Annotated in this window: 27 protein-coding genes; 6 read left to right on the top strand and 21 right to left on the bottom strand. The window is 66.1% G+C overall.

Annotated features, from left to right (window positions below; translation table 11 throughout):
- Positions 1-176 precede the first annotated feature (176 nt).
- The gene (locus tag KDW96_RS09905) at positions 177-2099 is read left to right on the top strand and encodes an autotransporter domain-containing SGNH/GDSL hydrolase family protein (RefSeq protein WP_255840242.1); all 1923 of its coding nucleotides are present in this window, start codon (positions 177-179) and stop codon (positions 2097-2099) included.
- Between the two features lie 36 nt (positions 2100-2135).
- On the opposite strand, the gene KDW96_RS09900 is transcribed toward KDW96_RS09905, so the two are convergent.
- A complete protein-coding gene (locus KDW96_RS09900) occupies positions 2136-2570 on the bottom strand; it encodes a hypothetical protein (protein WP_255840241.1) in 435 nt (144 codons plus the stop codon).
- Positions 2571-2696: 126 nt separating this feature from the next.
- Here KDW96_RS09900 and pip point away from each other — a divergent pair, with 126 nt between their 5' ends.
- The gene (gene pip / locus KDW96_RS09895; protein WP_255840240.1) at positions 2697-3668 is read left to right on the top strand and encodes a prolyl aminopeptidase; all 972 of its coding nucleotides are present in this window, start codon (positions 2697-2699) and stop codon (positions 3666-3668) included.
- A complete protein-coding gene (gene dtd / locus KDW96_RS09890; protein WP_255840239.1) occupies positions 3665-4102 on the top strand; it encodes a D-aminoacyl-tRNA deacylase in 438 nt (145 codons plus the stop codon). The genes pip and dtd overlap by 4 nt, the downstream gene beginning before the upstream one ends.
- Here the strand turns inward: dtd and KDW96_RS09885 are convergent.
- The 11 genes from KDW96_RS09885 to ubiE all read right to left on the bottom strand — a co-directional run bounded on the left by KDW96_RS09885 (position 4065) and on the right by ubiE (position 11560).
- Positions 4065-4535: a UPF0158 family protein gene (locus KDW96_RS09885; protein ID WP_255840238.1), complete on the bottom strand. Its 471-nt coding sequence runs from the start codon at positions 4533-4535 to the stop codon at positions 4065-4067. The genes dtd and KDW96_RS09885 overlap by 38 nt on opposite strands.
- Before the next feature lie 130 nt (positions 4536-4665).
- On the bottom strand, positions 4666-5256 hold the full coding sequence (locus tag KDW96_RS09880) for a 2-hydroxychromene-2-carboxylate isomerase (RefSeq protein ID WP_255840237.1): 591 nt from the start codon (positions 5254-5256) through the stop codon (positions 4666-4668).
- 372 nt (positions 5257-5628) lie between these two features.
- Positions 5629-6336: a 16S rRNA (uracil(1498)-N(3))-methyltransferase gene (locus KDW96_RS09875; protein WP_255840236.1), complete on the bottom strand. Its 708-nt coding sequence runs from the start codon at positions 6334-6336 to the stop codon at positions 5629-5631.
- The gene (gene tatC / locus KDW96_RS09870; RefSeq protein ID WP_255840235.1) at positions 6333-7154 is read right to left on the bottom strand and encodes a twin-arginine translocase subunit TatC; all 822 of its coding nucleotides are present in this window, start codon (positions 7152-7154) and stop codon (positions 6333-6335) included. Before tatC ends, KDW96_RS09875 begins: the two co-directional genes overlap by 4 nt.
- Complete coding sequence (gene tatB, locus KDW96_RS09865) at positions 7151-7519, bottom strand: Sec-independent protein translocase protein TatB (RefSeq protein ID WP_255840234.1); 369 nt, start codon at positions 7517-7519, stop codon at positions 7151-7153. The genes tatC and tatB overlap by 4 nt, the downstream gene beginning before the upstream one ends.
- Positions 7520-7531: 12 nt before the next feature.
- A complete protein-coding gene (gene tatA, locus KDW96_RS09860; RefSeq protein ID WP_255840233.1) occupies positions 7532-7765 on the bottom strand; it encodes a twin-arginine translocase TatA/TatE family subunit in 234 nt (77 codons plus the stop codon).
- Positions 7766-7793: 28 nt separating this feature from the next.
- The gene (locus tag KDW96_RS09855; RefSeq protein WP_255840232.1) at positions 7794-8126 is read right to left on the bottom strand and encodes a phosphoribosyl-ATP diphosphatase; all 333 of its coding nucleotides are present in this window, start codon (positions 8124-8126) and stop codon (positions 7794-7796) included.
- Positions 8119-8520 carry a phosphoribosyl-AMP cyclohydrolase gene (gene hisI / locus KDW96_RS09850; protein ID WP_255840231.1) on the bottom strand — a complete coding sequence of 134 codons (402 nt, stop codon included), beginning with the start codon at positions 8518-8520 and terminating at the stop codon, positions 8119-8121. Before hisI ends, KDW96_RS09855 begins: the two co-directional genes overlap by 8 nt.
- A 66-nt stretch (positions 8521-8586) precedes the next feature.
- Positions 8587-10176 carry a ubiquinone biosynthesis regulatory protein kinase UbiB gene (ubiB, locus tag KDW96_RS09845; protein ID WP_255840230.1) on the bottom strand — a complete coding sequence of 530 codons (1590 nt, stop codon included), beginning with the start codon at positions 10174-10176 and terminating at the stop codon, positions 8587-8589.
- Positions 10173-10790: a ubiquinone biosynthesis accessory factor UbiJ gene (locus tag KDW96_RS09840; protein WP_255840229.1), complete on the bottom strand. Its 618-nt coding sequence runs from the start codon at positions 10788-10790 to the stop codon at positions 10173-10175. The genes ubiB and KDW96_RS09840 overlap by 4 nt, the downstream gene beginning before the upstream one ends.
- Complete coding sequence (gene ubiE / locus KDW96_RS09835; protein ID WP_255840228.1) at positions 10790-11560, bottom strand: bifunctional demethylmenaquinone methyltransferase/2-methoxy-6-polyprenyl-1,4-benzoquinol methylase UbiE; 771 nt, start codon at positions 11558-11560, stop codon at positions 10790-10792. Before ubiE ends, KDW96_RS09840 begins: the two co-directional genes overlap by 1 nt.
- A 157-nt stretch (positions 11561-11717) precedes the next feature.
- On the opposite strand from ubiE, the gene KDW96_RS09830 reads away from it, so the two are divergent.
- The 3 genes from KDW96_RS09830 (at position 11718) to KDW96_RS09820 (ending at position 13347) form a co-directional block, all read left to right on the top strand.
- Positions 11718-11996: a polyhydroxyalkanoic acid system family protein gene (locus KDW96_RS09830; protein WP_255840227.1), complete on the top strand. Its 279-nt coding sequence runs from the start codon at positions 11718-11720 to the stop codon at positions 11994-11996.
- A gap of 117 nt (positions 11997-12113) precedes the next feature.
- On the top strand, positions 12114-12548 hold the full coding sequence (locus KDW96_RS09825; protein ID WP_255840226.1) for a phasin family protein: 435 nt from the start codon (positions 12114-12116) through the stop codon (positions 12546-12548).
- A 10-nt stretch (positions 12549-12558) separates the two neighbouring features.
- Complete coding sequence (locus KDW96_RS09820; RefSeq protein WP_255840225.1) at positions 12559-13347, top strand: phasin family protein; 789 nt, start codon at positions 12559-12561, stop codon at positions 13345-13347.
- A gap of 60 nt (positions 13348-13407) precedes the next feature.
- On the opposite strand, the gene KDW96_RS09815 is transcribed toward KDW96_RS09820, so the two are convergent.
- From KDW96_RS09815 to argS, 9 genes are all read right to left on the bottom strand, one after another.
- Positions 13408-14022 carry a TetR/AcrR family transcriptional regulator gene (locus KDW96_RS09815; protein WP_255840224.1) on the bottom strand — a complete coding sequence of 205 codons (615 nt, stop codon included), beginning with the start codon at positions 14020-14022 and terminating at the stop codon, positions 13408-13410.
- A 60-nt stretch (positions 14023-14082) separates the two neighbouring features.
- Positions 14083-15765 carry a class II poly(R)-hydroxyalkanoic acid synthase gene (gene phaC / locus KDW96_RS09810; protein ID WP_255840223.1) on the bottom strand — a complete coding sequence of 561 codons (1683 nt, stop codon included), beginning with the start codon at positions 15763-15765 and terminating at the stop codon, positions 14083-14085.
- A 176-nt stretch (positions 15766-15941) separates the two neighbouring features.
- The gene (gene phaZ / locus KDW96_RS09805) at positions 15942-16796 is read right to left on the bottom strand and encodes a poly(3-hydroxyalkanoate) depolymerase (RefSeq protein WP_255840222.1); all 855 of its coding nucleotides are present in this window, start codon (positions 16794-16796) and stop codon (positions 15942-15944) included.
- Positions 16797-16952: 156 nt separating this feature from the next.
- A complete protein-coding gene (phaC, locus tag KDW96_RS09800; protein ID WP_255840221.1) occupies positions 16953-18632 on the bottom strand; it encodes a class II poly(R)-hydroxyalkanoic acid synthase in 1680 nt (559 codons plus the stop codon).
- Positions 18633-18973: 341 nt separating this feature from the next.
- The gene (locus KDW96_RS09795) at positions 18974-19348 is read right to left on the bottom strand and encodes a gamma-butyrobetaine hydroxylase family protein (protein WP_255840220.1); all 375 of its coding nucleotides are present in this window, start codon (positions 19346-19348) and stop codon (positions 18974-18976) included.
- 54 nt (positions 19349-19402) lie between these two features.
- Entirely contained in the window at positions 19403-20743 is a 1341-nt protein-coding gene (hslU, locus tag KDW96_RS09790) for an ATP-dependent protease ATPase subunit HslU (RefSeq protein WP_255840219.1), read from the bottom strand.
- 26 nt (positions 20744-20769) lie between these two features.
- Positions 20770-21303 (bottom strand): ATP-dependent protease subunit HslV, encoded by a 534-nt coding sequence (gene hslV / locus KDW96_RS09785; protein ID WP_255840218.1) that lies wholly within the window; start codon positions 21301-21303, stop codon positions 20770-20772.
- Between the two features lie 150 nt (positions 21304-21453).
- On the bottom strand, positions 21454-22140 hold the full coding sequence (locus KDW96_RS09780; RefSeq protein ID WP_255840217.1) for an SPOR domain-containing protein: 687 nt from the start codon (positions 22138-22140) through the stop codon (positions 21454-21456).
- On the bottom strand, positions 22141-23880 hold the full coding sequence (gene argS / locus KDW96_RS09775) for an arginine--tRNA ligase (protein ID WP_255840216.1): 1740 nt from the start codon (positions 23878-23880) through the stop codon (positions 22141-22143).
- Positions 23881-23882: the final 2 nt, after the last annotated feature.

Genomic DNA, 23882 nt, shown 5'->3' with positions numbered 1-23882 from the left:
TCTACCACCCGTGGCGAGGCTCCTTTCGTGACTGTATCTGTCATTTTGATCAAGTGGTGAGCAATTATGTTTTTGTCGATAGGTTTTTAATCGCCCATTTGGGTGAGCGTCTAAAAACTGCGAACTGGCTACTCTGCCGCCCTTGCCTGTCGGCAATACAACAAGACGGAGTAGCCATGACTTTCCCCATCAAAGCATTGACCGCTGCAGTACTCCTGGCCGCTCTACCGGCCGCGACCTACGCGAACCCCTACAGCCAACTGGTGATCTTTGGTGATTCGCTGAGCGACAGCGGCCAGTTCCCCGATACGGGCAGCCCGTTGCTCGGCGGCAACCCGACCGGCGGCCTGCGTTTCACCAACCGCACCGGCCCCAACTACCTGAACAACAACACCGAGTACTACTCTGCGGTCTCGACCCAGCGCCTGGGCGCCCATCTCGGTCTGCAGGCGCTGCCGTCTACGCCCATCCTGCCCCAGGCGCTGACCGGTAACCCGGACGGCACCAATTATGCCGTCGGCGGCTACCGTACCGACCAGATACTCAATTCGATTACCGCTGCCAACGGCTCAGTGGTCAATGCCGGTGGTGGCACTATCAGAACGCGCAACGGCTACTTGGTGGATGTGCCGCGGGTAGACCCCAATGCGCTGTTCTACGTCAACGGTGGTGGCAACGATGTGCTGCAGGGTGTGGTGGTCGATCCGGCCAGTGCCGCCACGTCTGCCGCTAACCTGGTAGCCGGCGTTGCCGCCCTGCAAAGGGCCGGAGCCCGCACCATCATCGTCTCCGACCTGCCGGACGTTGGCCTCACGCCCGCCGGCTTCGCCAGTGGCTTCCGTGCAGCCTGGTCGGGGGCCGCAGCACTTTACAACGATGCCTTGGGCAGTCAGCTTTCGGCTCTTGGTGGCAACGTCATTCGCCTGAACTACCGCGGCCTCCTGAGTGAAGTGCAGGCTGACTTGGCCGCATACGGCTTCGACCCGCTGGTCGCCCAAACCAACGTTTGCTTCAGCGGCAGCAGTTGCCTGGCGGACCCGACCTGGGGCCTGGGCGGCGCCTCGCCCAACCCGGATCGCCTGCTGTTCAATGACGGCGTGCACCCCACCGCCGCGGTACAGCAGATCACCGCCGACTACACTTACTCGATCCTCTCGGCGCCCTGGGAGGTGTCGCTGCTGCCGGAAATGGCCATGGCCAGCCTCAACGGCCACCAGCAGCAACTGCGCAGCGAGTGGCAGGCCGATCGCGGCGCCTGGCAGGGCGAGGGTCAGTGGCGCAGCTTCGTCGCTGCCAGTGGCCAGCGTCAGCAGTTTCAGGAAGGCGAGGCGGTGGCCAGCGGCGACAGCCACGGTCTGGGTCTGAACCTGGGTGGCAGCTACCGGCTGGATGACAACTGGCGCCTGGGCCTGGCCCTCGGTCTGCAGGAGCAGAGCCTGGAAGCCGGTGAAGCCGACTCCGAGTACGACCTGCGCAGCTACCTGCTCAGTGCCTTCGCCCAGTACCAGAACGGCCGGGTGTGGGCGGACAGCAGCCTGAGCCTGGGCCACCTTGACTACAGCGACCTCAACCGCCAGTTCGCCCTGGGCATCGCCAAGCGCAGCGAGAAGGGCGACACCGACGGCCAGCTCTGGGCGCTGTCCGCGCGCCTGGGCTATGACCTGGCCAATGCTGGCACCGGCTGGCGGGTCAGCCCGTTCGTCAGCGCCGATTTCGCCCGGGTGGATGTCGACGGCTACAGCGAGCACGGTACGAGCTCCACCGCGCTCAACTTCGACGACCAGCAGCGCGACAGCAGGCGCCTGGGCGTGGGTGTGCAGATGAACTACCAGCTGAGTTCGGCGACCCAGGTGTTCGCCGAGGTGGCCCGCGAGCGCGAGTTCGAGGATGACCCGCGTCAGCTGGGCATGGGGCTCAATTCGGTGGCGGGCAACCGCTTCGAACTGCAGGGGCACACCCCGTCCGGCGGCCAGACCCTTGGCTCGCTGGGCATCAGCCATGCGCTGGCCGAGTCGCTGCAGGTGCGCGCGGCCTACCAGTTCCGTGGCACCGACGACCGCCAGCACGGCATCAACCTGTCCCTCAACTGGGACCTGTAAGGCCCGGGCCACCCGCGCAGGCTCGCGCGGGTGGCCTCACTCCCAGCTCAGGCGCGCCAGTCGCCACTCGTCTTCTTCCAGCCACCACTCCAGCTTGACCGCATAATGCCGCGCGCTGTCCGGGATCAGCCCCTCGGCGCCGGTCAGGGCCAGTTGCGCCTCGGTGTGACCCTTGGTGCTGTAAGTCGGGTCCAGGTGGCTGTTCTTGCTCAGGGCCAGCACCCTGACCTGCTGGTGGCGCAGGAACAGCAGGGCCATGGTGCGCCGGGCCCAGTCGCCATCGAACTGCTGCTGGGCGGCAAACTGCGGATGCAGCTGCGCCATCACCGCGCCGCTGTCCTTCGCCTCCAGGTTGTCCTGCAGCTGCTGTACCGCGGCGTCCAAGGCGGCTTGTGGGTCGTCGGCCGCGCTGCAGCCGCTGAGCAGGGTGAAAAGCACCAGTAAAGCCAGGGCAATTTGCCTTGTCGGCATGCCGAACTCCTTTTTCATGGTTATGATGCGGGGCAGAGCGGAACAGGGCAGCTTAGCCCGGCCAGGGCACGCCGCACGCTCGCCGAAGCCTGGAACGCACCGTACGCATACATTCAGGAGCAAGCCATGCAGACTTTGTATCCGGAGATCAAACCCCACGCCCGTCATGAGTTGGCGGTCGAGGAACCGCACGTGCTCTACGTGGACGAGAGCGGGTCGCCGGACGGTCTGCCGGTGGTGTTCATCCACGGCGGCCCCGGCGCCGGCTGCGACGCCCTGAGTCGGCGCTTCTTCGATCCCAACCTGTACCGCATCGTCACCTTCGACCAGCGTGGCTGTGGCCGCTCCACGCCCCACGCGAGTCTGGAGAAGAACACCACCTGGGACCTGGTCGCCGACATGGAGCGCATCCGCGAGCACCTGGGCATCGACAAGTGGGTGCTGTTCGGCGGCTCCTGGGGTTCGACCCTGGCCCTGGCCTATGCCCAGACGCACCCGGAGCGGGTGCATGCGCTGATCCTGCGCGGCATCTTCCTCTGCCGGCCCCAGGAGTTTCACTGGTTCTATCAGGAAGGCGCCAGCCGCCTGTTCCCCGACTACTGGCAGGACTACCTGGCGCCGATCCCGGTCGAGGAGCGCGGCAACCTGATGCAGGCGTTCTACAAGCGCCTGACCGGCCCCGACCAGATCGCCCAGATGCACGCGGCCAAGGCCTGGTCGAGCTGGGAGGGGCGCACCGCGACCCTGCGCCCCAATCCGCAGGTGGTCGACCGCTTCAGCGAGGCCCATCGGGCCCTGTCGATCGCCCGCATCGAGTGCCACTACTTCGTCAACAACGCCTTCCTCGAGGCCGACCAGCTGATTCGCGACATGCCCAAGATCGCCCATCTGCCGGGGGTGATCGTGCACGGTCGCTACGACGTCATCTGCCCCCTGGACAACGCCTGGGAGCTGCACCAGGCCTGGCCCAACAGCGAGCTGCAGATCATTCGCGATGCCGGCCACTCGGCGGCCGAAGTGGGCATCACCGATGCCCTGGTGCGGGCCGCCAACCAGATCGCCCGGCGCCTGCTCAACCTGTCGCCGGACGAAGCATGAAGGCGCTGATCCAACGGGTGCGGGGGGCAAGGGTCGAGGTCGCCAGCGAGATCGTCGGCGCGGTCGACCAGGGCCTGCTGGCGCTGGTCGGGGTGGAGCCCCAGGACAGTCCCGAGACGGTCGCCAAGCTGCTGCACAAGCTGCTCAATTACCGGGTCTTCAGCGACGCCGAGGGCAAGATGAACCTGTCCCTCGCCGATGTCGGCGGCGGCCTCTTGCTGGTCTCCCAGTTCACCCTCGCGGCCGACACCAGGAGCGGTCTGCGGCCGAGTTTTTCCAGTGCCGCGCCGCCGGCCCAGGGCGCGGCGCTGTTCGAGCTGCTGGTCGAGCAGGCGCGGGCACGGCACCCGCAGGTCGCCACCGGTCGTTTCGGCGCCGACATGCAGGTGCACCTGGTCAATGACGGGCCGGTGACCTTTCTCCTCGAGGTCTGAAAGACTCGGCGCTTGGGTGCCGAACCTGTTCCAGGCCGTTGTCCTGCAGCCACTCCAGCGCCAGCTCACGCACCTGTTGTGCCTGGAAGGCGAGCCAAGCCTCGCGCGCCCGCGGTAGATTTTCCAATTGATAGTCGAAGGTGCGCAGCGGCTTGCGACCGGCCAGGGCGTGGCTCAGCAGGGTGTGGGCGTGAGGGTCGTGGAGGCCGAACAGGAAGGCCTCGCGCAGGGCCAGCGCCTGGACCTGGGGCAAGGGCTCGATGGCCAGGTAGCGGTCCGGCTGCACGTCGTATTTCTCGTCGGCGCCGGGGGGCGGGTCGCCAGGGATGACGGTCAGCACGTTGCCGGTGGTCAGGTCCAGATAGTGTTCGAGTTCCGCCTGGCTGAGCAGGGCTTGTTCGATACGCGGCAGATCGAGGGTCAGGGGATGCATGGCGGCGTACTCCAGCGACTGTCCTGCTCCGACCATAGCCCCGCGAACGGGGCTTGGCCATGCCGTCTGGCGCCTCCAGTCGCCGTCGGGCGGCAGGCGCCAGCTGCGCCTGTCCGTCTCGCTCCTGGCGCTAGGGCTGCGCGAGGGCCTCGGCGACGAAGTCGAGGCGATCCTGGCCGAAGTACAGGGTGTCGCCGACGAAGAAGCTCGGGGCGCCGAACACGCCGCGCTCGACGGCCTCTTCGGTGTTCGCCTTGAGCTGCTGCTTGACCTTTTCGTCGGCAACCAGCAGCTCGAATTCCGCGACATCGAAGCCGGCCGCTTCCAGCACCTCGACGACCACCGCTGGATCGCTCAATGCCTTCTTCTGCACCCACATGGCATCGAAGATGGCCGCCACATAGGGCGCGAATGCGGCGCTGTCGAGGTAGGCGACGGCGCCGCGCATCAGCGTCATGGTGTCGAATGGAAAGCAGGGGTTGAACACCAGTGGCACGCCATAGCGCTCGGCGAAGCGGGCGAGGTCCTGCAGCATGAAACGGCGCTTGGCCGGCACGGCGATCGGTGGCGGGTTGCCGCTGGCCTTCAGCACGGCGCCGAGCAACATCGGTCGCCAGCGAACCTGGGCGCCTGTTTGACCGGTGATCCGCGGCAGCTGGGTCCAGGCCAGGTAGCTGGCCGGGCTGCCGAAATCGAAGAAGAACTCTAGCGTTTTGCTCATGGTGATCCTCGTGGAGTGCTTGTGCCCTGCGGCGGCCCTGGGCTACGCCGTTGGGGTTCTATTGGGTTCCGTCATGGAACCTGATCCATGGTCGGTTCCATCTTGGAACCTGTCAAGCAAAGGTAATGCACCGATGGCTGGAGGATCGCTCATGGGTTGGGATGCACGCGACATGCAGCCTGGCTCCCCGGCCCTTGGTCGCTAAATGAACGAGGGGCCGCTGGTCGCCGATGCACCGGGTGCGCCGTCACTGTGGCCGGCAGATGCAGGGTGTTCCGGGGTGCTCGGAATGTGGCGAGACGTTGCTGCTAGGCGCCGTCCAGCTGGAGCGCGCGTCGGCGCTCAAGGGACGCCTGTTGCCAGCGGTTGCGCTTAGAACAGGCGGGCGAGCAGGGCGCTGACGGCCGTTTCCACCCGCAGGATGCGCTCGCCGAGCTGGACCGGCTGCAGACCGGCCTGCTGCAGCTTCTCCACCTCGTAGGGAATCCAGCCGCCCTCCGGGCCGATGGCCAGGGTGACGGGGCCCTCGACCGCCCGCGGGCACGCCGGGTAGTCGCCGGGGTGGCCGACCAGGCCGAGGCTGCCGGCGGCCAGTTGGGCCAGGTGGTCCTCGACGAAGGGCTTGAAGCGCTTCTCGATGGTCACCTCGGGCAGCACGCTGTCGCGGGCCTGTTCCAGACCGAGGATCAGTTGTTCGCGGATCGCTTCGGGCGCGAGGAAGGGGGTCTGCCAGAAGCTTTTCTCGACCCGGTAGCTGTTCAGCAGGATCAGCCGCGGCACGCCCATGGCGCTGACCGTCTGCAGCACGCGGCGCAGCATTTTCGGCCTTGGCAGGGCCAGCAGCAGGGTCAGCGGCAGCTTGGCCGGCGGCGCCTGATCCAGTTCGACCTGCAGTTCGGCTGTGTCGGCGCTGAGGCTGAGCAGTTGCCCGCGGCCCATCAGGCCGTTCACTCGGCCGACCCGCAGGCTGTCGCCGGCCTCGGCGCGATGCACTTCATGCAGGTGCTTGAGGCGTCGGCCGCTAAGGCGCACCCGATCGGCGGCGACGAAGTCGCCGTCTTCCAGCAGCAGCAGGTTCACGGTTGCGGGGCGGGCGGCTGGTCTTCGGATTTTGCCTCGGTGTCAGCCTCGGCTGAGGCTGCGGCTGCGGCTTCCGCCTCGTGTTCGGCGCGGCCCTTGACCAGGCTGCCGAAGAACACCCCGGCCTCGAACAGCAGCCACATCGGCAGGGCCAGCAGGGTCTGGGAGAAAATGTCCGGCGGGGTCAGCACCATGCCCACGGCGAAGCAGCCGACGACCACATAGGGACGGCTCTTGCGCAGGGTGGCGACATCGATGATGCCCACCCAGATCAGCAGGAAGGTCGCCACCGGGATCTCGAAGGCCACGCCGAAGGCGAAGAACAGGGTCAGGACGAAGTCCAGGTACTGGCCGATGTCGGTCATCATCGCCACGCCTTCCGGCGTCACGCTGGCGAAGAAGCCGAACATGATCGGAAACACCACGAAGTAGGCGAAGGCCATGCCGCCATAGAACAGAAAGATGCTGGAGATCAGCAGCGGCACGGCGATGCGCTTCTCGTGCTTGTACAGCCCCGGGGCGATAAAGCCCCAGATCTGGTGCAGGATGATCGGCATCGACAGGAACAGCGCGACCATCATGGTCAGCTTGAACGGCGTCAGGAAGGGCGAGGCGACGCCGGTGGCGATCATCGTCGCGCCTTCCGGCAGGTAGGCGCGCAACGGTGCGGCGACCAGCGCGTAGATGTCCTGGGAGAAATAGAACAGCCCGGCGAACAGCGCCAGCACGGCGACGACGCTGCGCAGCAGGCGCGAGCGCAGCTCGGTGAGGTGCGATACCAGAGGCATTTCCTGGTCGCTTTCCGTTAGTCGGCTCATGGTTGTGCGGGTTTATCCTGGCTGGGCGCTTTCGAGGCGCTGGTGCTGGGTTCCGGAGCCGCTGCAGATTGCTCGGCCTTGGCGGACGCTTCAGTCTTGGCCGCCGAGCCCGGCGAGAGCAGGTCCTGCTTCATCGCCTTCATCTCCCGCTCCAGCTCGAGAATCTGCTCGTTGTGCAGCTGGCGGCGGATCTCGTCGGCGCCGATCTCGCGCTCGACCTCGGCCTTGATGGCACTGAAGCTGCGCTTGATCCGGCCGATCCACAGGCCTGCCGTGCGCACGGCGCCGGGCAGGCGCTCGGGGCCGAGCACCAGCAGGGCAACCAGGCCGACCAGCAGCAGTTCGGTAAAGCCTACGTCGAACATGATGGTCGGCTCTTAGTCTTTCTTCGCCGGCTCTTCGACCTTGCGCGCCTGGGCGTCGATGGTCTGCCCTTTGTGCTCGTCCACCGCCGGCTTGTCTTCTTCGGCGTTGCCCATCGACTTGCGGAAACCCTTGATCGCGTCGCCGATGTCGGAGCCCATGCCCTTGAGGCGCTTGGTGCCGAACAGCATGACCACGATCAGCAGGATGATCAGGAGTTGCCAAATGCTAATGCCACCGAAACCCATGATGCGTACTCCGTTGTAAGTGAGTGATTCAGTTCTGCGGGCGCGCGGCTTTTTCCGCGTGCCCGGACAGGCCGAAGCGCCGGTCCAGCTCGTCCAGCACCGCCTGCGGATGCTGGCCGAGGGCGGCGAGCATGACCATACTGTGGAACCACAGGTCGGCGGTTTCATAGATAAGGTCGCTGCAGTCGCCGCTGGCGGCGGCGTCCTTGGCGGCGAGAATGGTTTCCACCGACTCCTCGCCGACCTTCTCGAGAATCTTGTTCAGGCCCTTGTGGTACAGGCTGGCGACATAGGAACTGTCGGCGGCGGCGCCCTTGCGCGCCTCCAGCACCTCGGCCAGGCGACTCAGGGTGTCAGTCATGGGAGTGTCCTGCGCTGTAGATGGCGTGCGGGTCTTTGAGCACCGCATCGACGGTTTTCCAGGCGCCGTTGTCGAACACCCGGTAGAAGCAGCTTTCCCGGCCGGTGTGGCAGGCGATGCCGCCCAGCTGTTCGACCTTGAGGATGATCACGTCGGCATCGCAGTCGAGGCGCAGCTCATGCAGCTTCTGCACGTGGCCGGACTCCTCGCCCTTGCGCCACAGCTTGCCCCGCGAACGTGACCAGTAGATGGCCCGCTGTTCGGCCGCGGTCAGGGCCAGGGCCTCGCGGTTCATCCAGGCCATCATCAGCACGCGGCCGGTCTGGTGGTCCTGGGCAATCGCCGGCACCAGGCCGTCGCTGCTCCAGTTGATCTCGTCTAGCCAATCGTTCATCGCTACTTCCGCCCGTCGCGGGCCTGTCGGATAGAGGTCTAGTGTGCCAGTGCCGCTCGGACCTGGCTATCGGCGCAGCACCAGGTATAGACCGCCGGCCAGCATGGCCCAGCTGGGCCAGGCGGGCAGGCTGAGGGTCAGACCCTGGGCCGCGGCGCCGGCAATCAGCAGCGCACCGAGCAGGCGGATCGGCCATTGCCGGTTGTCCGCCGACTCGACCCGGACCACCGGCTGCTGTTGATTGAGCCGCTCCAGCGTATCGCGGGCCATCTGCGACAGGTGAGGGACCTGCTCGACCTGCTGCTGCAGGTTGCGCAGCAGGTGGCGCGGGCTGATGCGCTCGCGCATCCAGCGCTCGAGGAAGGGCTGGGCGGTGCTCCACAGGTCGAGGTCCGGGTAAAGCTGGCGCCCCAGGCCCTCGATGTTGAGCAGGGTCTTCTGCAGCAGCACCAGTTGCGGCTGCACCTCCATGTTGAAGCGCCGCGCGGTCTGGAACAGGCGCAGCAGCAGCTGGCCAAAGGAGATGTCCTTGAGCGGCCGCTCGAAGATCGGCTCGCAGACGGTGCGGATGGCCGCCTCGAAGTCGTTGACCCGGGTGGTGGCCGGCACCCAGCCGGAGTCGATGTGCAGCTGGGCGACGCGGCGGTAGTCGCGCTTGAAGAAGGCCAGCAGGTTGCGCGCCAGGTAGTCCTGGTCTTCTGGGGTGAGGCTGCCGATGATGCCGCAGTCGATGGCGATGTACTGCGGGTTCCACGGTTGGCGGGTGCTGACGAAGATGTTGCCGGGGTGCATGTCGGCGTGGAAGAAGCTGTCGCGGAACACCTGGGTGAAGAAAATCTCCACGCCGCGCTCGGCCAGCAGCTTCATGTCGGTGCGCTGGTCGGCCAGGCTGGCCAGGTCGGTCACCGGCACGCCGTAGATGCGCTCCATCACCAGCACCTTGGGCCGGCACAGGTCCCAGTAGACCTGGGGCACGTAGAGCAACGGCGAGCCCTCGAAATTGCGCTTGAGCTGGCTGGCGTTGGCCGCCTCGCGCAGCAGGTCGAGCTCGTCGTAGATGGTCTTCTCGTAATCGCTGACCACCTCCACCGGACGCAGGCGACGGGCGTCGGGGGAGGCCTTCTCGGCCAGCTTGGCGAGCACGAACAGCCAGGCCAGGTCCTGGCGGATCACCGGCTTGAGGCCGGGGCGGATCACCTTGACCACCACTTCTTCGCCGCTCTTGAGCTGCGCGGCGTGGACCTGGGCGACCGAGGCGGAGGCCAGCGGCTTGGCGTCGAAGCGGGCGAACAGCTCGCCGACCTTGGCGCCCAGCTGGGCCTCGATCAGAGCCACGGAATGGGCCGGGTCGAAGGGCGGCACCTGGTCCTGCAGCTTGGCCAGCTCATCGGCCACATCCGGTGGCAGCAGGTCGCGGCGGGTGGAGAGCAATTGGCCGAACTTGATGAAGATCGGGCCCAGCTCTTCCAGTGCCAGGCGCACCCGCGCGCCTCGCGACTGGGTCGCGATCCTGCGCGGCAGCCAGTGCCACGGCAGCGCGTAGCGCAGGGCGCGCAGCCACAGCGGCAGCGGCAGGTCGAACAGCAGGTCATCCAGCTGGTAGCGGATGATCACGCGCTGGATGCGCAGCAGACGGCGAACGGCGAGCAGCTTCATGGAGTGGGCTTATGGCGTTGGGCGATGCGTTCGATACGCGCATCGAGACGGTCGAGGGCGAGTTTGAGGCTGTCCAGTTCGGCGAAGCGGGCATCGGCCTCGCGGCGGCCGACCAGGCTGCGCGACTCCTCGCTGAGGTAGTCGGCCAGGTTCAGGCGCAGGCTGTCCAGGCTCTGGGCGGTCCACTCGGCGCGGCTGCGCAGGTGACTGCCGAGCAGCTGAGTGGCGACCGGGCCGAGCCAGCGTGCCAGCTCGTACTCCCAGTCCAGCTCGAGGTCCTGGAGAATGCCGACCAGCTCCAGCAGCACGGCGCTGTCGCCTTCCAGCTCGACCTCGGGGCTGTGCAGCACGGCACTCTTGTCATCGCTAGTGGCCAGGCGCAGCAGACTGGCGGCCGGGCCGCTCAGGCGGCAGTCGGCCTCGCCGGCCCAGTTCGCCGCCAGGCGCAGGCCCTGCTCGTCGGCCAGGACGAACAGCTGCAGGCTGGGCTGTCGGCAGTCCAGCTCGATCACCCGGCCGCGCAGGCGGGCCAGGCGCGGCAGGGCCGTGCCGTCCATCGCCAGGACCCGGTTGAGGCCGTGTTCGACCCCGGCCAGCAGCCCGCTCAGGAGCATCAGGGCTTGATGCCGCGGTGCAGGGCGACGATGCCGCCGGTCATGTTGTGGTACGTCACCCGCTCGAAGCCGGCCTCGATCATCATCGCCTTGAGCGTGTTCTGGTCCGGGTGCATGCGGATCGACTCGGCCAGGTAGCGGTAGCTCTCGGAATCGTTGGTGATCAGTTTGCCCATCAGCGGCATGAAGCTGAACGAGTAGGTGTCGTAGACCTTCGACAGCAGCGCGCTCGACGGCTTGGAGAACTCCAGCACCAGTAGCCGGCCGCCGGGCTTGAGCACGCGCAGCATGGAGCGCAGGGCGTCTTCCTTGTGCGTCACGTTGCGCAGGCCGAAGGCGATGGTCACGCAGTCGAAGTGATTGTCGGGGAACGGCAGCTTCTCGGCGTCGGCCTGGACGAACTTGACGTTGCCGGCCACGCCGCGGTCGAGCAGGCGGTCACGGCCGACCTTGAGCATCGATTCGTTGATGTCGGCCAGCACAACCTCACCTTCCGGGCCGACCAGGCGGGCGAACTGCTTGGTCAGGTCGCCGGTGCCGCCGGCGATGTCCAGTACCCGATTGCCCAGGCGTACCCCGGACAGCTCGATGGTGAAGCGCTTCCACAGGCGGTGCATGCCGCCGGAGAGCAAGTCGTTCATCAGGTCGTACTTGGCGGCCACCGAGTGGAAGACTTCGGCGACCTTCTGCGCCTTCTGGCTTTCCGGGACGTCCTGAAAGCCGAAGTGCGTGGTGGGTTCGCTGTCGCTGCGCTTGCGCGTGTCGGTCATGTCGCCCTTACCTAAACAAAAGAGGCTGAATCAAAGTGGCGGCCATTCTAAACCTGCGGCCTACCTTTGTCTTGGCGTGCGCAGCGCCGGGCCGCGCGAGCAGCGGCCAGGGGCTGATATAGTCGCGCCATCGAAGCTCGCAGTGAGGAGAAAGATCATGACCAGAATTGCCGTGGAACGCCCCCATAGCCTTGGCCGTGAGGCGGCCCGGGAGAAGGCCGAGCAGCTGGCCGAGCGCCTGGCCCGTGATTTCGACGTGCAGTACCGCTGGAGCGGCGACATCCTGGAATTCAAGCGCAGCGGTGCCGACGGCCGTATCGAGGTAGGCGAAGACCGCGTGCGCGTGGAACTCAAGCTCGGCCTGCTGTTGTCGGCCATGGGCGGCAGCATCAAGCGGCAGATCGAAGAGGTGCTGGACAAGAATCTCAAGGCTTGAGATCGGCGCGGGGCGAATTGCGCCGGCTAGTATGCGGTTTCTAATTTTCCTCGATACCTTGGTGCCAAGCCTGCATTCCGTGGGCGTTTCCTCAAACCACTGCGCGTGAGGTGCACCATGTCGAAAGTTGCAATCAAGAAGAAAGCCGAAGTCGAAGCCGAAGCCAAAGCCGGCGTACTGAGCGATGTCAAAGTATACGCCCGCAAGGTCTGGCTGGCCGGCCTGGGTGCCTACGCCAAGGCCGGGCACGAGGGCGCCGAGTACTTCAAGGAACTGGTCAAGACCGGTGAAGGCGTCGAGGAGCAGGGCAAGAAGCTGGTCGGCGAACAGGTCGAGGCGGCCAACAGCCAGCTCGTCGGCGTCAAGACTCGCGTGACCAGCGTCAAGGGCAAGGTCGACCTGCAGATCGACAAGATCGAGAAGGCCTTCGACAACCGCGTGGCCGGCGCCCTCAAGCGTATCGGCATCCCGACCAAGCAAGATATCGAAGCGCTCTCTGCTAAGCTGGATGAATTGAGCACATTGCTTGAGCATGTCGCGCGTAGCAAATAAGGAGAGCGGGATGGCTGCTAAGAAGAAAACCGAGAAACAGACCAGCTCCTGGATCGGCGAGGTCGAGAAGTACTCGCGCCAGATCTGGTTGGCCGGCTTGGGTGCCTATTCCAAAGTCAGCAACGACGGCACCAAGCTCTTCGATTCACTGGTCAAGGATGGCGAGAAAGCCGAGAAGCAGGCCAAGAGCGGCGTCGACAAGCAGGTCGATGCGGTGAAGTCCACGGTCGAGTCGAAAGTGGGTACCGCCCGCTCCAAGGTCGACGAAGTCAAGGACAAGGCCCTCGGCAAGTGGGGCGAGTTGGAGGAAGCCTTCGACAAGCGTTTGCACAACGCCATCTCGCGTCTGGGCGTGCCCAGCCGCGGCGAGGTCAAGGCGCTCAACGACAAGGTCGAGAGCCTGACCAAGAAGATCGAGGAGCTGACCGGCGTCTCCGCCAAATCGGTGAAGCCATCCAGTAAAGCCACTGCCAAGCCGGCCGCCAAGGCAGCGGCCAAGCCTGCAGCGAAACCGGCCAGCAAAGCCGCCGCTAAACCGGCCGCCAAGCCGGCGGCGAAAGCTGCGGCCAAGCCGGCAACCAAGGCCGCTGCGAAACCGGCAGCCAAGGTAGCGGCTGACCCGGTCGCAGAAGCGGCAGCCAAGGTCGCCGCCAAGCCGGTAGCGACGAAAAAGCCGGCGGTGAAGAAGACCCCTCTGGCCAAGGTCGTGGCCCCGGCTTCGTCGGAGCCAGCGGCACCGGTAGCCGCCCCGGCAGCGACCGAGACGCCGGCGCCGAGCACGCCAGCCAGCCAGTCCTGAGCCTGACCCTGTGATCCGCAACGCCCGGCCCTGTGCCGGGCGTTTGCGTTTTTGCGGGGCTCAGGCCTCCAGGTAACGCCGGGCCAATTGTTCGGCGGCCTCGCGCGATTCGCGGGTCAGGTGCGGCGCCACCAGCATCATCACCTGATACACCACCAGGCGGCTGTCTGCCTGAACCCCGAGAATGCGCTGATAGTCGAGGGAGAACAGCAGGGTCAGGGTGATCTGCTCGACCAATTGGCCCAGGGCCTGGGTCTCGCTGACCAGCAGGTTTTCCGCTTTCAGGCGCGCCAGCAGGGTGGCCATGGTGCGCTTGAGCAGGTTGAGCCACTGACGGATGCCGCGGGCCAGTTTCGGCAGGCGTCCGGCCAGGTTGGACAGGTCCTGGAACAGGAAGCGGTAATGGGCCAGGCGCTCGACGATCAGGTGCAGAAACAGCCAGTAGTCCTCCGCATCCAGGCGTGCGTCCGCCGGCGGGTCGAGCAGCGGCGCCAGTTCGCTCTGGAAGCGCTCGAACAGGCCGAGGATCAAAGGCTCCTTGCCGTGGAAGTGGTAGTACAGGTTGCCCGGGCTGATGCCCAGCTCGTTGGCGATCTCCAGGGTGGAGACGTTGGGTTCGCCCTGCTGGTTGAACAGCAACAGGGCGCATTCGAGGATGCGGTCGCGGGTTTTCATGGGCAGTTCTTATTGTGGGCCGCGTGAAGGGGCAGGAAGCATGGTCGGCGCCCGATCGGCTTAGCGCGCATGCACATAGGTGCCGGGCGCCGCTTCCAGGGTCGGGTACTGCGGGCTGCCCAGATCCGGCTGGGTCTCGCGCTGCTCGCCGGAGCGTGCCTGGATCCACCCCAGCCACTGCGGCCACCAGCTGCCGTCGTGCTTGCGGGCGTCGTGGTACCAGGCGCGTGGGTCTCCGGTCAGCTTGGCGCTCTCCATGAAGGTGGCCTTGGGGTTGCCCGGAGGGTTGAGAATGCTCTGGATATGCCCGCTGTTGGACAGGATGAAGCGCTGCTCGCCGCCCAGCAGCAGGGTCGAGCGGTATACCGAGTCCCAGGGTGTGATGTGATCGTTGATCCCGGCGACGCTGAAACTGTCGACACCGACCTTCTTCAGGTCGATCGGGGTGCCGCACACTTCCAGGCCGCCCGGGTGGGTCAGCGGGTTGTACTTGAAGAAGTCGATGAGGTCGCCGTGCAGCGCGGCCGGAAGGCGCGTGCAGTCGTTGTTCCAGTAGAGGATGTCGAAGGCCGGCGGCTGCTTGCCGAGCAGGTAGTTGTTGACCCAGTAATTCCAGATCAGGTCGTTGGGGCGCATCCAGGCGAACACCCGGGCCATGTCGCGGCCATCCAGCACGCCTTGCTGATAGGAGCGGCGCTTGGCGGCCTCGAGGGTCTGCTCGTCGGCGAACAGCATGGCCGGGCTGTCGACCTGGCTGTCCAGCAGGCTGACCAGGTAGGTGGCGCTGGCGACCTTGCGCAGCTGGCGTTTGGCCTGCAAATGGCCCTGCAGGGCGGCGATGGTCAGGCCGCCGGCGCAGGCGCCCAGCAGGTTGACCGACTTGCTGCCGGTGATGGACCGGCAGGCGTCCACGGCTTCCTCCAGGGCCTGTACATAGGTCGACAGGCCCCACTCGCGATGGCGGGCATCGGGGTTGCGCCAGCTGACGATAAAGGTCTGCAGGTCGTTCTTCAGGGCGTACTGGACGAAGCTCTTCTCGTTGGACAGGTCGAAGATGTAGTACTTGTTGATCTGCGGCGGCACGATCAGCAAGGGCCGCAGGTACTGCTTCTCGCTCATCGGCTGGTACTGGATCAGTTCCAGCAGTTCGTTGCGAAACACCACCGTGCCAGGCGTGGCGGCCAAGTTGCGACCGACCTCGAAGGCATGCTTGCTGACCTGGCTGGGCAGGCCGTGGTTGTGCAGCAGGTCGTCGATCAGCTGGCCCAGGCCCTTGACCAGGCTGCTGCCGCCGCTGTTGAGCAGTTCCTTGAGCACCAGCGGGTTGAGCGGGGAGTTGGACGGTGCCAGGGCGTCACCGAGCAGCGCCGTGACGAAGCGCGCGCGTGCGCGATCATCGGCGGACAGGCTGCTCTCGTCGATCCAGCGGTTCAGCTGCTTCTGCCAGGACAAGTAGGCCTGCAGCCCGCGTCGGTACAGAGGATTCAGTTGCCAGGTGGGGTCGGCGAAGCGGGCATCCTGCGGATTGACCCGGTGAGGCGTGTCGCCCAGCAGCACGCGGCCCAACTGGCCGCCCAGCGCCAGTGCATGGCGTGCGCTGTGCACCGGCTGCCGGATGCCCTGCAGGGCCAGGGTGCGCAGGGTGGACAGCAGGTCGCGACCGCGCAGGCCGACCACCGCGTTCTGCGCGGTCATAAAGGTTGCAGGGGTGGGTAGGGCGCCGATACGTGGCTTGTCTCGCATGGGGCAACACTCCGTCGTCTGTCCGCTGAGATCTAGATTCCGCTGTTCGCAGCAAGGCTTGTACCAGGCTGCGCAAAAGGCCGCGCGCGGGTCAGTGTTATTAGCCTGCGCCCGCTAATGGGTCAAGTATGTGAGCGTTGCACTACAGCAGTGCGACAGTTGGATGTCGACGCAGCTCAGCCGCGCGCGTTGCTCGGGTGCGGGTGCATCACCGCGCGCTGCCGCTCCTCTTCGAGAAACCTCATGATGGTCGGCGCCACCGCCTCGGCCCGGGTCACCAGGAACAGGTGGCCGTCGTCGATCACGTGCAGGTCCGCATTGGGGATGCGCCAGGCCAGTAGGCGCATGTTGATCAGCGGAATCAGCGGGTCGTCGTCACCGGCCAACACCAGGGTCGGCTGGCGGATCTTGTGCAGCCAGTGAATGCTGGTCCAGCCGAGGCCGGCGAACAGCTGCCAGTAGTAGCCCATCTTGCCCCCCGAGCGGACCTTGCTGGCGTGGGCCAGGGCCAACTTGGGGTCGCGGCGGAAGGCGCCGCCATAGATGTCGGGAGCGATCTGCACGCCGTAGGACGGCTGGATGTAGCGCCGCGGACTGGCCATGCGCCAGAGCACCTTGGGCTTGCCCGGCACCATCACGGCGCCGGCCGAGGTGGCGGCGAGAATCAGTTTCTTGCAGCGTTCCGGATAATCGTGAGCGAATTGCTGTGCCAGGGCGCCGCCCCAGGACACGCCGATGGCATTGACCTGGCCGTAGTCCAGGTAGTCGAGCATGCGTGCCGCCAGCTTGGCCAGGCCGGGAAAGCGGTAGGGCGTGCTGGGGGTGGAGGAGCCGCCCACGCCCGGTACGTCGAAGGCGATCACTTCCAGATTGGGGTCCAGGGCGCGGACGAACGGCATCACCAGCTCGAGGTTGGCGCCGATGCCATTGAAAATAAGCAGTGGCGTCAGCTTGCCGTTGCCAGGGCGAACGGCGGTTCGCAGGGTCTGGCCGTCCAGCTCGATGGTGCGAAAGACAAAGGGTAACGACATGCGCAGAGGCCCTATGAGTTAAACCGCTGGGGCGGGCCGTCCGGGCCCCTCCAGGTCCACCAGGGCGATGCCTGGCTCGTTGCCCAGGCCGTCACGGCCGGGTGGTCGAGCGGCACCTCCTGGTGCCGCGGGCAGTGCTGCGCAAGGCGCAGTCGATCAGCGTTCGTGAACATAGGTGCCGGGCGCGGCCTCGGCCGCCGGATGGGCCTTGTTGCCCAGGCTGCTGGGCGCCTTCTTGGTCTTGCCCGAGCGCTCGGCCAGCCACTTCTGCCAGTGCAGCCACCAGGAGTCGGTGTGCTTGGTCGAGCTGGCTTGCCACTCTTTCGGGTCCAGCGGCATCTCGCTGTTGGTCATGTACCGTGCCTTGGGGTTGCCCGGCGGGTTGAGAATGCTCTGGATATGGCCGCTGTTGGACAGCACGAACTCCACCTTGCCGCCGAACAGGTTGGCCGACTTGTAGCAGGACTCCCAGGGCGTGATGTGGTCGGTGGTGCCGGCGACGCAGAACAGATCGGCGGTGATCTGCTTGAGGTCGATCGGCGTACCGCAGACCTCCAGGGCGCCGGGACGGATCAGCGGGTTGGTCTTGAACATCTCGATGAATTCGCCATGCAGGGCTGCCGGCAGGCGGGTGGTGTCGTTGTTCCAGTAGAGGATGTCGAATACCGGCGGCTCGTTGCCGAGCAGGTAGTTGTTGACCCAGTAGTTCCAGATCAGGTCGTTGGGGCGCATCCAGGCGAACACCTTGGCCATGTCTCGGCCTTCCAGCACTCCGGCCTGGTAGGAGCGGCGCTTGGCGACTTCCAGGCTTTTCTCGTCGGCGAACAGGGCCACGTCGGTTTCCAGGCGATTGTCCAGAACGCTGACCAGCAGCGTCAGGGCATGCACCTTCGGATCGCCGATGGCCGCATAGTGCCCGAGCAGCGAGGTGGTGGTCAGGCCGCCGGAGCAGGCGCCGAGCATGTTGATGTCCTTGCTGCCAGTGATGGCGGTGACCACGTCGATGGCTTCTTTCAGCGCATCTATATAGCTGGTCAGGCCCCATTCGCGGTGCGTCTTGGTCGGGTTGCGCCAGCTGACCACGAAGGTCTGTACGTTATTGCGCAGGAGGAAACGGGCCAGGCTCTTTTCCGGCGACAGGTCGAACACGTAGAACTTGTTGATCTGCGGCGGCACCACCAGCAGGGGGCGCTCGTACACCTGCTCGGTGATCGGCTTGTACTGGATCAACTCCAGCACTTCGTTGCGGAAAATCACCGCGCCTTCGGTGGTGGCCAGGTTCTTGCCGACCTCGAAGGCCGACATGTTGACCTGGCTGGGCATGCCGCCGTTGTTGACGATGTCCTTGGCCAGGTGCGACAGGCCATCGAGCAGGCTCTTGCCACCGGTCTCGAAGAAGCGCTTGACCGCAGCCGGGTTGGCCATGCCGTTGCTTGGGGCCATGGCTTCGGTCATCAGGTTGATGACGAAGTGGCTGCGGCTGGCGTCCTGTTCCGACAGGTCGCTTTCCTCGACCCAGTCGTGCAGTTCCTTGCGCCAGGCCAGGTAGGTCTGCAGGTAGCGCCGGTACAGCGGGTTCTGGCTCCAGGCCGGGTCGGTGAAGCGGCGGTCGCCGGCCTCGGGCGTCAGCTCGGACTGTCCGAGCAGGACGTTCTTCAGCTCCAGGCCGAAGTGGGCCACGTGCTTGGCGCTGTGCAGGGGCTGCTTGATGGCCTGGGTCAGCACGGTGCGCGCCGAACTCAACAGGTCCTTGCCGCGAATACCTATGACCGGACTCAGGCCGAGGGTGTTCTCGGAGGCTTGGTTCTTCAGGTCATCACTGGGTTTATCTGTCATCAACGACGCTCCATTGTCCTGAGGCGAATACCGGCGTACTGCTGTGCGCGGAGACACAGGGCCAAAGGGCCGGGTATTGCTCGGGTTACCGAAGGCGGAGTATTCCGCGACTTTTTTTGCAATTGCCGGTTCGGCAAATGCAGGGAACCTGCCAGTACCCTGGTTACCCGAGTTTGCGAATTTGCGCAAGCTGGCTGCGAATCGAGCCGAATGCGCAGCAAGTATGCCGGTAAGGATTAGAAAATGCGCTCTAACCGGGTAGACGGGGGCGGTCGTGGTGGGCCCTTGGGGCGGGCGGATAGCGGGTGGGGGCCTGGCGATGCCAGGCCCGGAGCGGTGGATCAGAGCATCAGTTTGACCACGGTCTCGTTCGGGTCGCGGGACTTGCCCGCGGCGGCGAGCGCGGCCAGGTAGTCGGCCCACAGCTCCTCCTGGCGGGTGGCCAGGTTGTACAGGTAGTCCCAGCTGAACAGGCCGCTGTCGTGGCCGTCGTCGAAGCACAGCTTCACGGCGTAATTGCCCGCCGGCTCGATGCCGCTGAGGCCGACGTGCAGCTTGCCGGTCTGCAGGATCGGCGTGCCGTGCCCCTGCACCTCGGCGGAGGGCGAATGCACGCGGAGGAACTCGGCGCTGAGGGTGTAGCTGGTCTGGCCGTACTTCAGGGTCAGGGTCTTGGAGGCTTTGTGCAGCTCTATGGCGCTGGGGATCTGGCTCATGGTCTTCGACTGCTGCGCCGCCCGGAGAGGCTCCGGGCGGCCTGGGTGGCTGATCTAGAGAATATAGCGCGACAGGTCTTCATCCTCGGCCAGTTCGCCGAGATGACCGTCGACGTAGGCGGCGTCGATGCGGATCGGCGTCTCCTCGTGCTTGGCCGCCAGGTCGCCGGCGCTGAAGGAGACCTCCTCGAGCAGGCGCTCGAGCAGCGTGTGCAGGCGCCGCGCGCCGATGTTCTCGGTTTTCTCGTTGACCTGCCAGGCGATCTCGGCGAGGCGCTTGATGCCGTCCGCGGCGAACTCGATGTTCAGCCCTTCGGTGTTCAGCAGGGCGGCGTACTGTTCGGTCAGCGAGGCATGGGGCTCGGTGAGGATGCGCTCGAAGTCTTCCGGGCTGAGGGCCTTGAGCTCCACGCGGATCGGCAGGCGGCCCTGCAGCTCGGGCACCAGGTCGCTGGGCTTGCTCAGGTGGAAGGCGCCGGAGGCGATGAACAGGATGTGGTCGGTCTTGACCATGCCCAGCTTGGTGTTGACCGTGCAGCCCTCGATCAGTGGCAGCAGGTCGCGCTGCACCCCCTCGCGGGACACGTCGGCGCCGCTGGTGTTGCCGCGCTTGGCGACCTTGTCGATCTCGTCGATGAAGACGATGCCGTTCTGCTCCACCGCCTCCAAGGCGCGGGCCTTGAGTTCCTCTTCATTGACCAGGCGTGCGGCTTCCTCGTCGCGGACCAGCTTGAGGGCTTCCTTGACCTTGAGCTTGCGGCTCTTCTTCTTGCCCTTGCCCAGGTTGGAGAACAGGTTCTGCAGCTGGTTGGTCATCTCCTCCATGCCCGGCGGGGTCATGATCTCGATGCCGGCCGGGGAATCGGCCACCTCGATGTCGATGTCCTTGTCGTCCAGCTGGCCCTCGCGCAGGCGTTTGCGGAACAGCTGGCGGGTGTTGGAGTCGCCGCTCGGCACCGCGTCCTCGTTGAAGCCGGTGCGCGCCGGCGGCAGCAGGGCGTCGAGGATGCGCTCCTCGGCGGCGTCCTCGGCGCGGTGCCGGACCTTGACCATCTCCTGCTCGCGCAGCATCTTCACCGCGGCGTCGGCCAGGTCGCGGATGATCGACTCGACATCGCGGCCGACGTAGCCGACCTCGGTGAACTTGGTCGCCTCGACCTTGAGGAAGGGGGCGTTGGCCAGCTTGGCCAGGCGCCGGGCGATCTCGGTCTTGCCGACCCCGGTTGGGCCGATCATCAGGATGTTCTTCGGGGTTACCTCGGCGCGCAGTTCGGCCGGCAGCTGCATGCGTCGCCAGCGGTTGCGCAGGGCAATGGCCACGGCGCGCTTGGCATCGTCCTGGCCGATGATGTGGCGGCTGAGCTCGTGGACGATTTCGCGAGGGGTCATGGACATGATTCGGCTCCTGAACGGACGGCGGCTCAGACGGCCGAGTCCAGTTCCTCGATGGTCAGATTCTGGTTGGTGAACACACAGATGGAACCGGCGATGTTCAGCGCGGTTTCCGCGACTTCGCGGGCGGACATCTGCTCGGTGTGCTGCAGCAGGGCCATGGCCGCGGCCTGGGCGTAGCCGCCGCCGGAGCCCATGGCGATCAGGCCGTGTTCGGGCTCGACCACGTCGCCGGTGCCGGTGATGATCAGCGAGGCGTCCTTGTTGGCCACCGCCAGCATGGCCTCCAGGCGGCTCAGCGAGCGGTCGGTGCGCCAGTCCTTGGCCAGCTCGACGGCGGCGCGAATCAGGTGGCCCTGGTGTTTTTCCAGCTTGCCCTCGAAGCGCTCGAACAGGGTGAAGGCGTCCGCGGTGGCACCGGCGAAGCCGGCCAGCACCTGGCCGTGGTAGAGGCGGCGGACCTTTTTGGCGTTGCCTTTCATCACGGTGTTGCCGAGGGAAACCTGGCCGTCGCCGCCCATGACGACTTTGCCGTGGCGGCGCACTGAAACGATGGTGGTCAAGGGGAGAGTCTCCACGCAGTGGGGCGAAAATGCCCAATGCAGACTCAGATGGGGGGGCGTGCGGCGCTTTTCAACCGGCGCCGGGCGATTCTCGGCCGAGTGGCCGTCACCCGGCTGTAACAGGGAATTGCGATGCGCCCGTTGCGCCGCTCAGCGCACCTGGCGCTGCTGCAGCAGCAGGTTGCTGAAACCGTTGGCGGCCAGGGCCTTCTGCGACTGGGCCAGCTGCTGGCGGTCGGCGAAGGGGCCGATCAGCACCCGGTGCCAGACTTCCTTGCGCACCGTGCCGGACTCCACGCGCACGTTCTGGCCGAGCAGGATGATCTGCGCACGCAGGCTCTCGGCATCGTCCTTGCGGCGGAACGAGCCGGCCTGGAGGAAGAACTGGGTGGTCAGCGGGGCCTGGGCGATCACCGGCGGCGGTGGCGGCACCTCGCCCTTGAGCGCGGCCTCGGCACGGGCGGCATCGATCTTCGCCGCCTCCTCGGCGCTTACCGGCTTCTGCTCCGTCGGCTGCGGCGGCTGCTCCAGGGCCTGGGGCGGGACTATGACTTCCGACTCCGGCAGCAGGGTGTAGAAGTCGTACTTGGGCTTGGCCGGCTCGGCCTTGCTCGGCGTGGCGCCGGCGGCCTTGCCATTGTGTTTGCCGCTGGCCTGCGTGGCCTGGTCGCGCTTGATCTCGTCGCGACCGGGCTCGAGGCTGAACAAGAAGGTCATGAAGCCGCCGATCGCCAGGCCGCAGGCCAGCCAGATCCAGGCCGGCACCGGCTTCTTCGCCGGCGCCTTGTAGCGGCTGGCGCCGCGCTTGGCGGCGGGCTTCTTGCGGGCGGCGGCCACTTACATGCGCTCCAGGGTTTCCAGGCCGAGCAGTTGCAGGCCCTGCTGCAGGGTGCGGCCGGTCAGGGCTGCCAGGCGCAGGCGGCTCTGCTGGGTGGCCTCGTCCGCGGCGGCGAGGATCGGGCAGTTCTCGTAGAAGCTGGAGAACAGCCCGGCCAGGTCGTACAGGTAGGTGCACAGCAGGTGCGGGGTGCCCTTGTCGGCGACGCTGTTCAGCACCTCGCCGAACTGCGCCAGCTTGGCGGCCAGGGCCTGTTCCTGCTCGGCCACCAGGTTGATCTGGCCGCCGATCTCGTCGATGCCCTTGCCCAGCTTGCGGAACACGCTGGCGACCCGGGTGTAGGCGTACAGCAGGTAGGGCGCGGTGTTGCCCTCGAAACTGAGCATCTGTTCGAAGTTGAAGCTGTAGTCGCTGGTGCGGTGCTTGGACAGGTCGGCGTACTTTACCGCGCCGATGCCCACCGAGCGGGCGATCTGTCGCAGTTCGGTCTCGTCCAGTTCAGGGTTCTTGCCCTTGACCAGGGCGTAGGCGCGCTGCTCGGCTTCGTCGAGCAGGTCGACCAGCTTTACCGTGCCGCCGTCGCGGGTCTTGAACGGCCGGCCGTCGGCGCCGTTCATGGTGCCGAAGCCCATGTGCTCCAGCTGCATGGCCTCGTGCACGAAGCCGGCGCGGCGCGCCACCTCGAAGGCCATCTGGAAGTGCAGGGCCTGGCGCTGGTCGACGAAATACAGGGCGCGGTCGGCCTTCAGCACCTGGCTGCGAAAGCGCATGGCGGCCAGGTCGGTGGTCGAATAGAGGTAGCCGCCGCCGGCCTTCTGCACGATCACCGGCAGCGGGTTGCCTTCGGCGTTCTTGAACTCATCGAGGAATACGCACTGGGCGCCCTTGTCTTCGGTCAGCAGGCCGCGCTCGCGCAGCGCCTGGACGATGTCGGCCAGTTCGGCATTGTAGGCGCTCTCGCCCTTGACGTCGGCCGGGCTGAGTTTGACGCCGAGGCGGTCGTAGACCTTCTGGCAGTGGGACAGGGAGATGTCGTTGAAGCGCTGCCACAGGCGCAGGCACTGTTCGTCGCCGGCCTGCAGCTTGACCACCAGCTCACGGGCGCGGTCGGCGAACTCGGCGGACTCGTCGAAGCGCTTCTTCGCCGCGCGATAGAACACTTCCAGGTCGGCCAGCTCGCTTTCGGCAGCGGCCGGCTGTTCCTCCAGATAGGCCAGCAGCATGCCGAACTGGGTGCCCCAGTCGCCGACATGATTCTGCCGGATCACCTCGTCGCCGAGGAACTCGAGGACCCGCGCCACGCCGTCGCCGATGATGGTCGAGCGCAGGTGGCCCACGTGCATCTCCTTGGCCAGGTTCGGCGAGGACAGGTCCACCACCACGCGCTGGCGCGCGCCGGCCTTGAGCACGCCGAGTCGCGCGTCGGCCAGGGCCGCCTCCAGGCGCCCGGCCAGGGCGTCACTGTTCTGGAAGAAGTTGAGGAAGCCCGGACCGGCTATCTCCACCTTGCTGATCTGCGGATCGGCCGGCAGCGCGGCAATCAGCTTCTCGGCCAGCTCGCGCGGCTTCATGGCCGCGGGCTTGGCCAGCATCAGGGCGATGTTGCTGGCGAAGTCGCCGTGGCTCTTGTCCTTGGTGTTCTCCACCTGGATCGCCGGGCTCAGGCCTTCGGGCAAAACGCCTTCGGTGGTCAGGCGGGTCAGGGCTTGCTGGATCAGGTGGCGAATGCTGTCTTTCATGG

The organism is Pseudomonas benzenivorans, assembly GCF_024397895.1.
Lineage (GTDB): Bacteria > Pseudomonadota > Gammaproteobacteria > Pseudomonadales > Pseudomonadaceae > Aquipseudomonas > Aquipseudomonas benzenivorans_A.
The sequence above is the reverse complement of the archived record's forward strand: the minus strand, read 5'-3'. Positions and strand labels throughout refer to the sequence as shown.

Bases quoted from the DNA above. Each gene is read 5' to 3' on its own strand.
- ubiE (WP_255840228.1), bottom strand. From the start codon at position 11,560: ATGACCGACACGCGCAAGCGCAGCGACAGCGAACCCACCACGCACTTC.
- tatB (WP_255840234.1), bottom strand. From the start codon at position 7,519: ATGTTCGACGTAGGCTTTACCGAACTGCTGCTGGTCGGCCTGGTTGCC.
- KDW96_RS09905 (WP_255840242.1), top strand. From the start codon at position 177: ATGACTTTCCCCATCAAAGCATTGACCGCTGCAGTACTCCTGGCCGCT.
- phaC (WP_255840223.1), bottom strand. From the start codon at position 15,765: ATGCGAGACAAGCCACGTATCGGCGCCCTACCCACCCCTGCAACCTTT.
- hslU (WP_255840219.1), bottom strand. From the start codon at position 20,743: ATGTCCATGACCCCTCGCGAAATCGTCCACGAGCTCAGCCGCCACATC.
- dtd (WP_255840239.1), top strand. From the start codon at position 3,665: ATGAAGGCGCTGATCCAACGGGTGCGGGGGGCAAGGGTCGAGGTCGCC.
- argS (WP_255840216.1), bottom strand. From the start codon at position 23,880: ATGAAAGACAGCATTCGCCACCTGATCCAGCAAGCCCTGACCCGCCTG.
- hisI (WP_255840231.1), bottom strand. From the start codon at position 8,520: ATGAACGATTGGCTAGACGAGATCAACTGGAGCAGCGACGGCCTGGTG.
- KDW96_RS09825 (WP_255840226.1), top strand. From the start codon at position 12,114: ATGTCGAAAGTTGCAATCAAGAAGAAAGCCGAAGTCGAAGCCGAAGCC.
- tatA (WP_255840233.1), bottom strand. From the start codon at position 7,765: ATGGGTTTCGGTGGCATTAGCATTTGGCAACTCCTGATCATCCTGCTG.
- KDW96_RS09795 (WP_255840220.1), bottom strand. From the start codon at position 19,348: ATGAGCCAGATCCCCAGCGCCATAGAGCTGCACAAAGCCTCCAAGACC.
- pip (WP_255840240.1), top strand. From the start codon at position 2,697: ATGCAGACTTTGTATCCGGAGATCAAACCCCACGCCCGTCATGAGTTG.
- KDW96_RS09815 (WP_255840224.1), bottom strand. From the start codon at position 14,022: ATGAAAACCCGCGACCGCATCCTCGAATGCGCCCTGTTGCTGTTCAAC.
- KDW96_RS09900 (WP_255840241.1), bottom strand. From the start codon at position 2,570: ATGCCGACAAGGCAAATTGCCCTGGCTTTACTGGTGCTTTTCACCCTG.
- phaC (WP_255840221.1), bottom strand. From the start codon at position 18,632: ATGACAGATAAACCCAGTGATGACCTGAAGAACCAAGCCTCCGAGAAC.
- phaZ (WP_255840222.1), bottom strand. From the start codon at position 16,796: ATGTCGTTACCCTTTGTCTTTCGCACCATCGAGCTGGACGGCCAGACC.
- KDW96_RS09885 (WP_255840238.1), bottom strand. From the start codon at position 4,535: ATGCATCCCCTGACCCTCGATCTGCCGCGTATCGAACAAGCCCTGCTC.
- KDW96_RS09820 (WP_255840225.1), top strand. From the start codon at position 12,559: ATGGCTGCTAAGAAGAAAACCGAGAAACAGACCAGCTCCTGGATCGGC.
- KDW96_RS09855 (WP_255840232.1), bottom strand. From the start codon at position 8,126: ATGACTGACACCCTGAGTCGCCTGGCCGAGGTGCTGGAGGCGCGCAAG.
- tatC (WP_255840235.1), bottom strand. From the start codon at position 7,154: ATGAGCCGACTAACGGAAAGCGACCAGGAAATGCCTCTGGTATCGCAC.
- KDW96_RS09830 (WP_255840227.1), top strand. From the start codon at position 11,718: ATGACCAGAATTGCCGTGGAACGCCCCCATAGCCTTGGCCGTGAGGCG.
- KDW96_RS09880 (WP_255840237.1), bottom strand. From the start codon at position 5,256: ATGAGCAAAACGCTAGAGTTCTTCTTCGATTTCGGCAGCCCGGCCAGC.
- KDW96_RS09840 (WP_255840229.1), bottom strand. From the start codon at position 10,790: ATGCTCCTGAGCGGGCTGCTGGCCGGGGTCGAACACGGCCTCAACCGG.
- ubiB (WP_255840230.1), bottom strand. From the start codon at position 10,176: ATGAAGCTGCTCGCCGTTCGCCGTCTGCTGCGCATCCAGCGCGTGATC.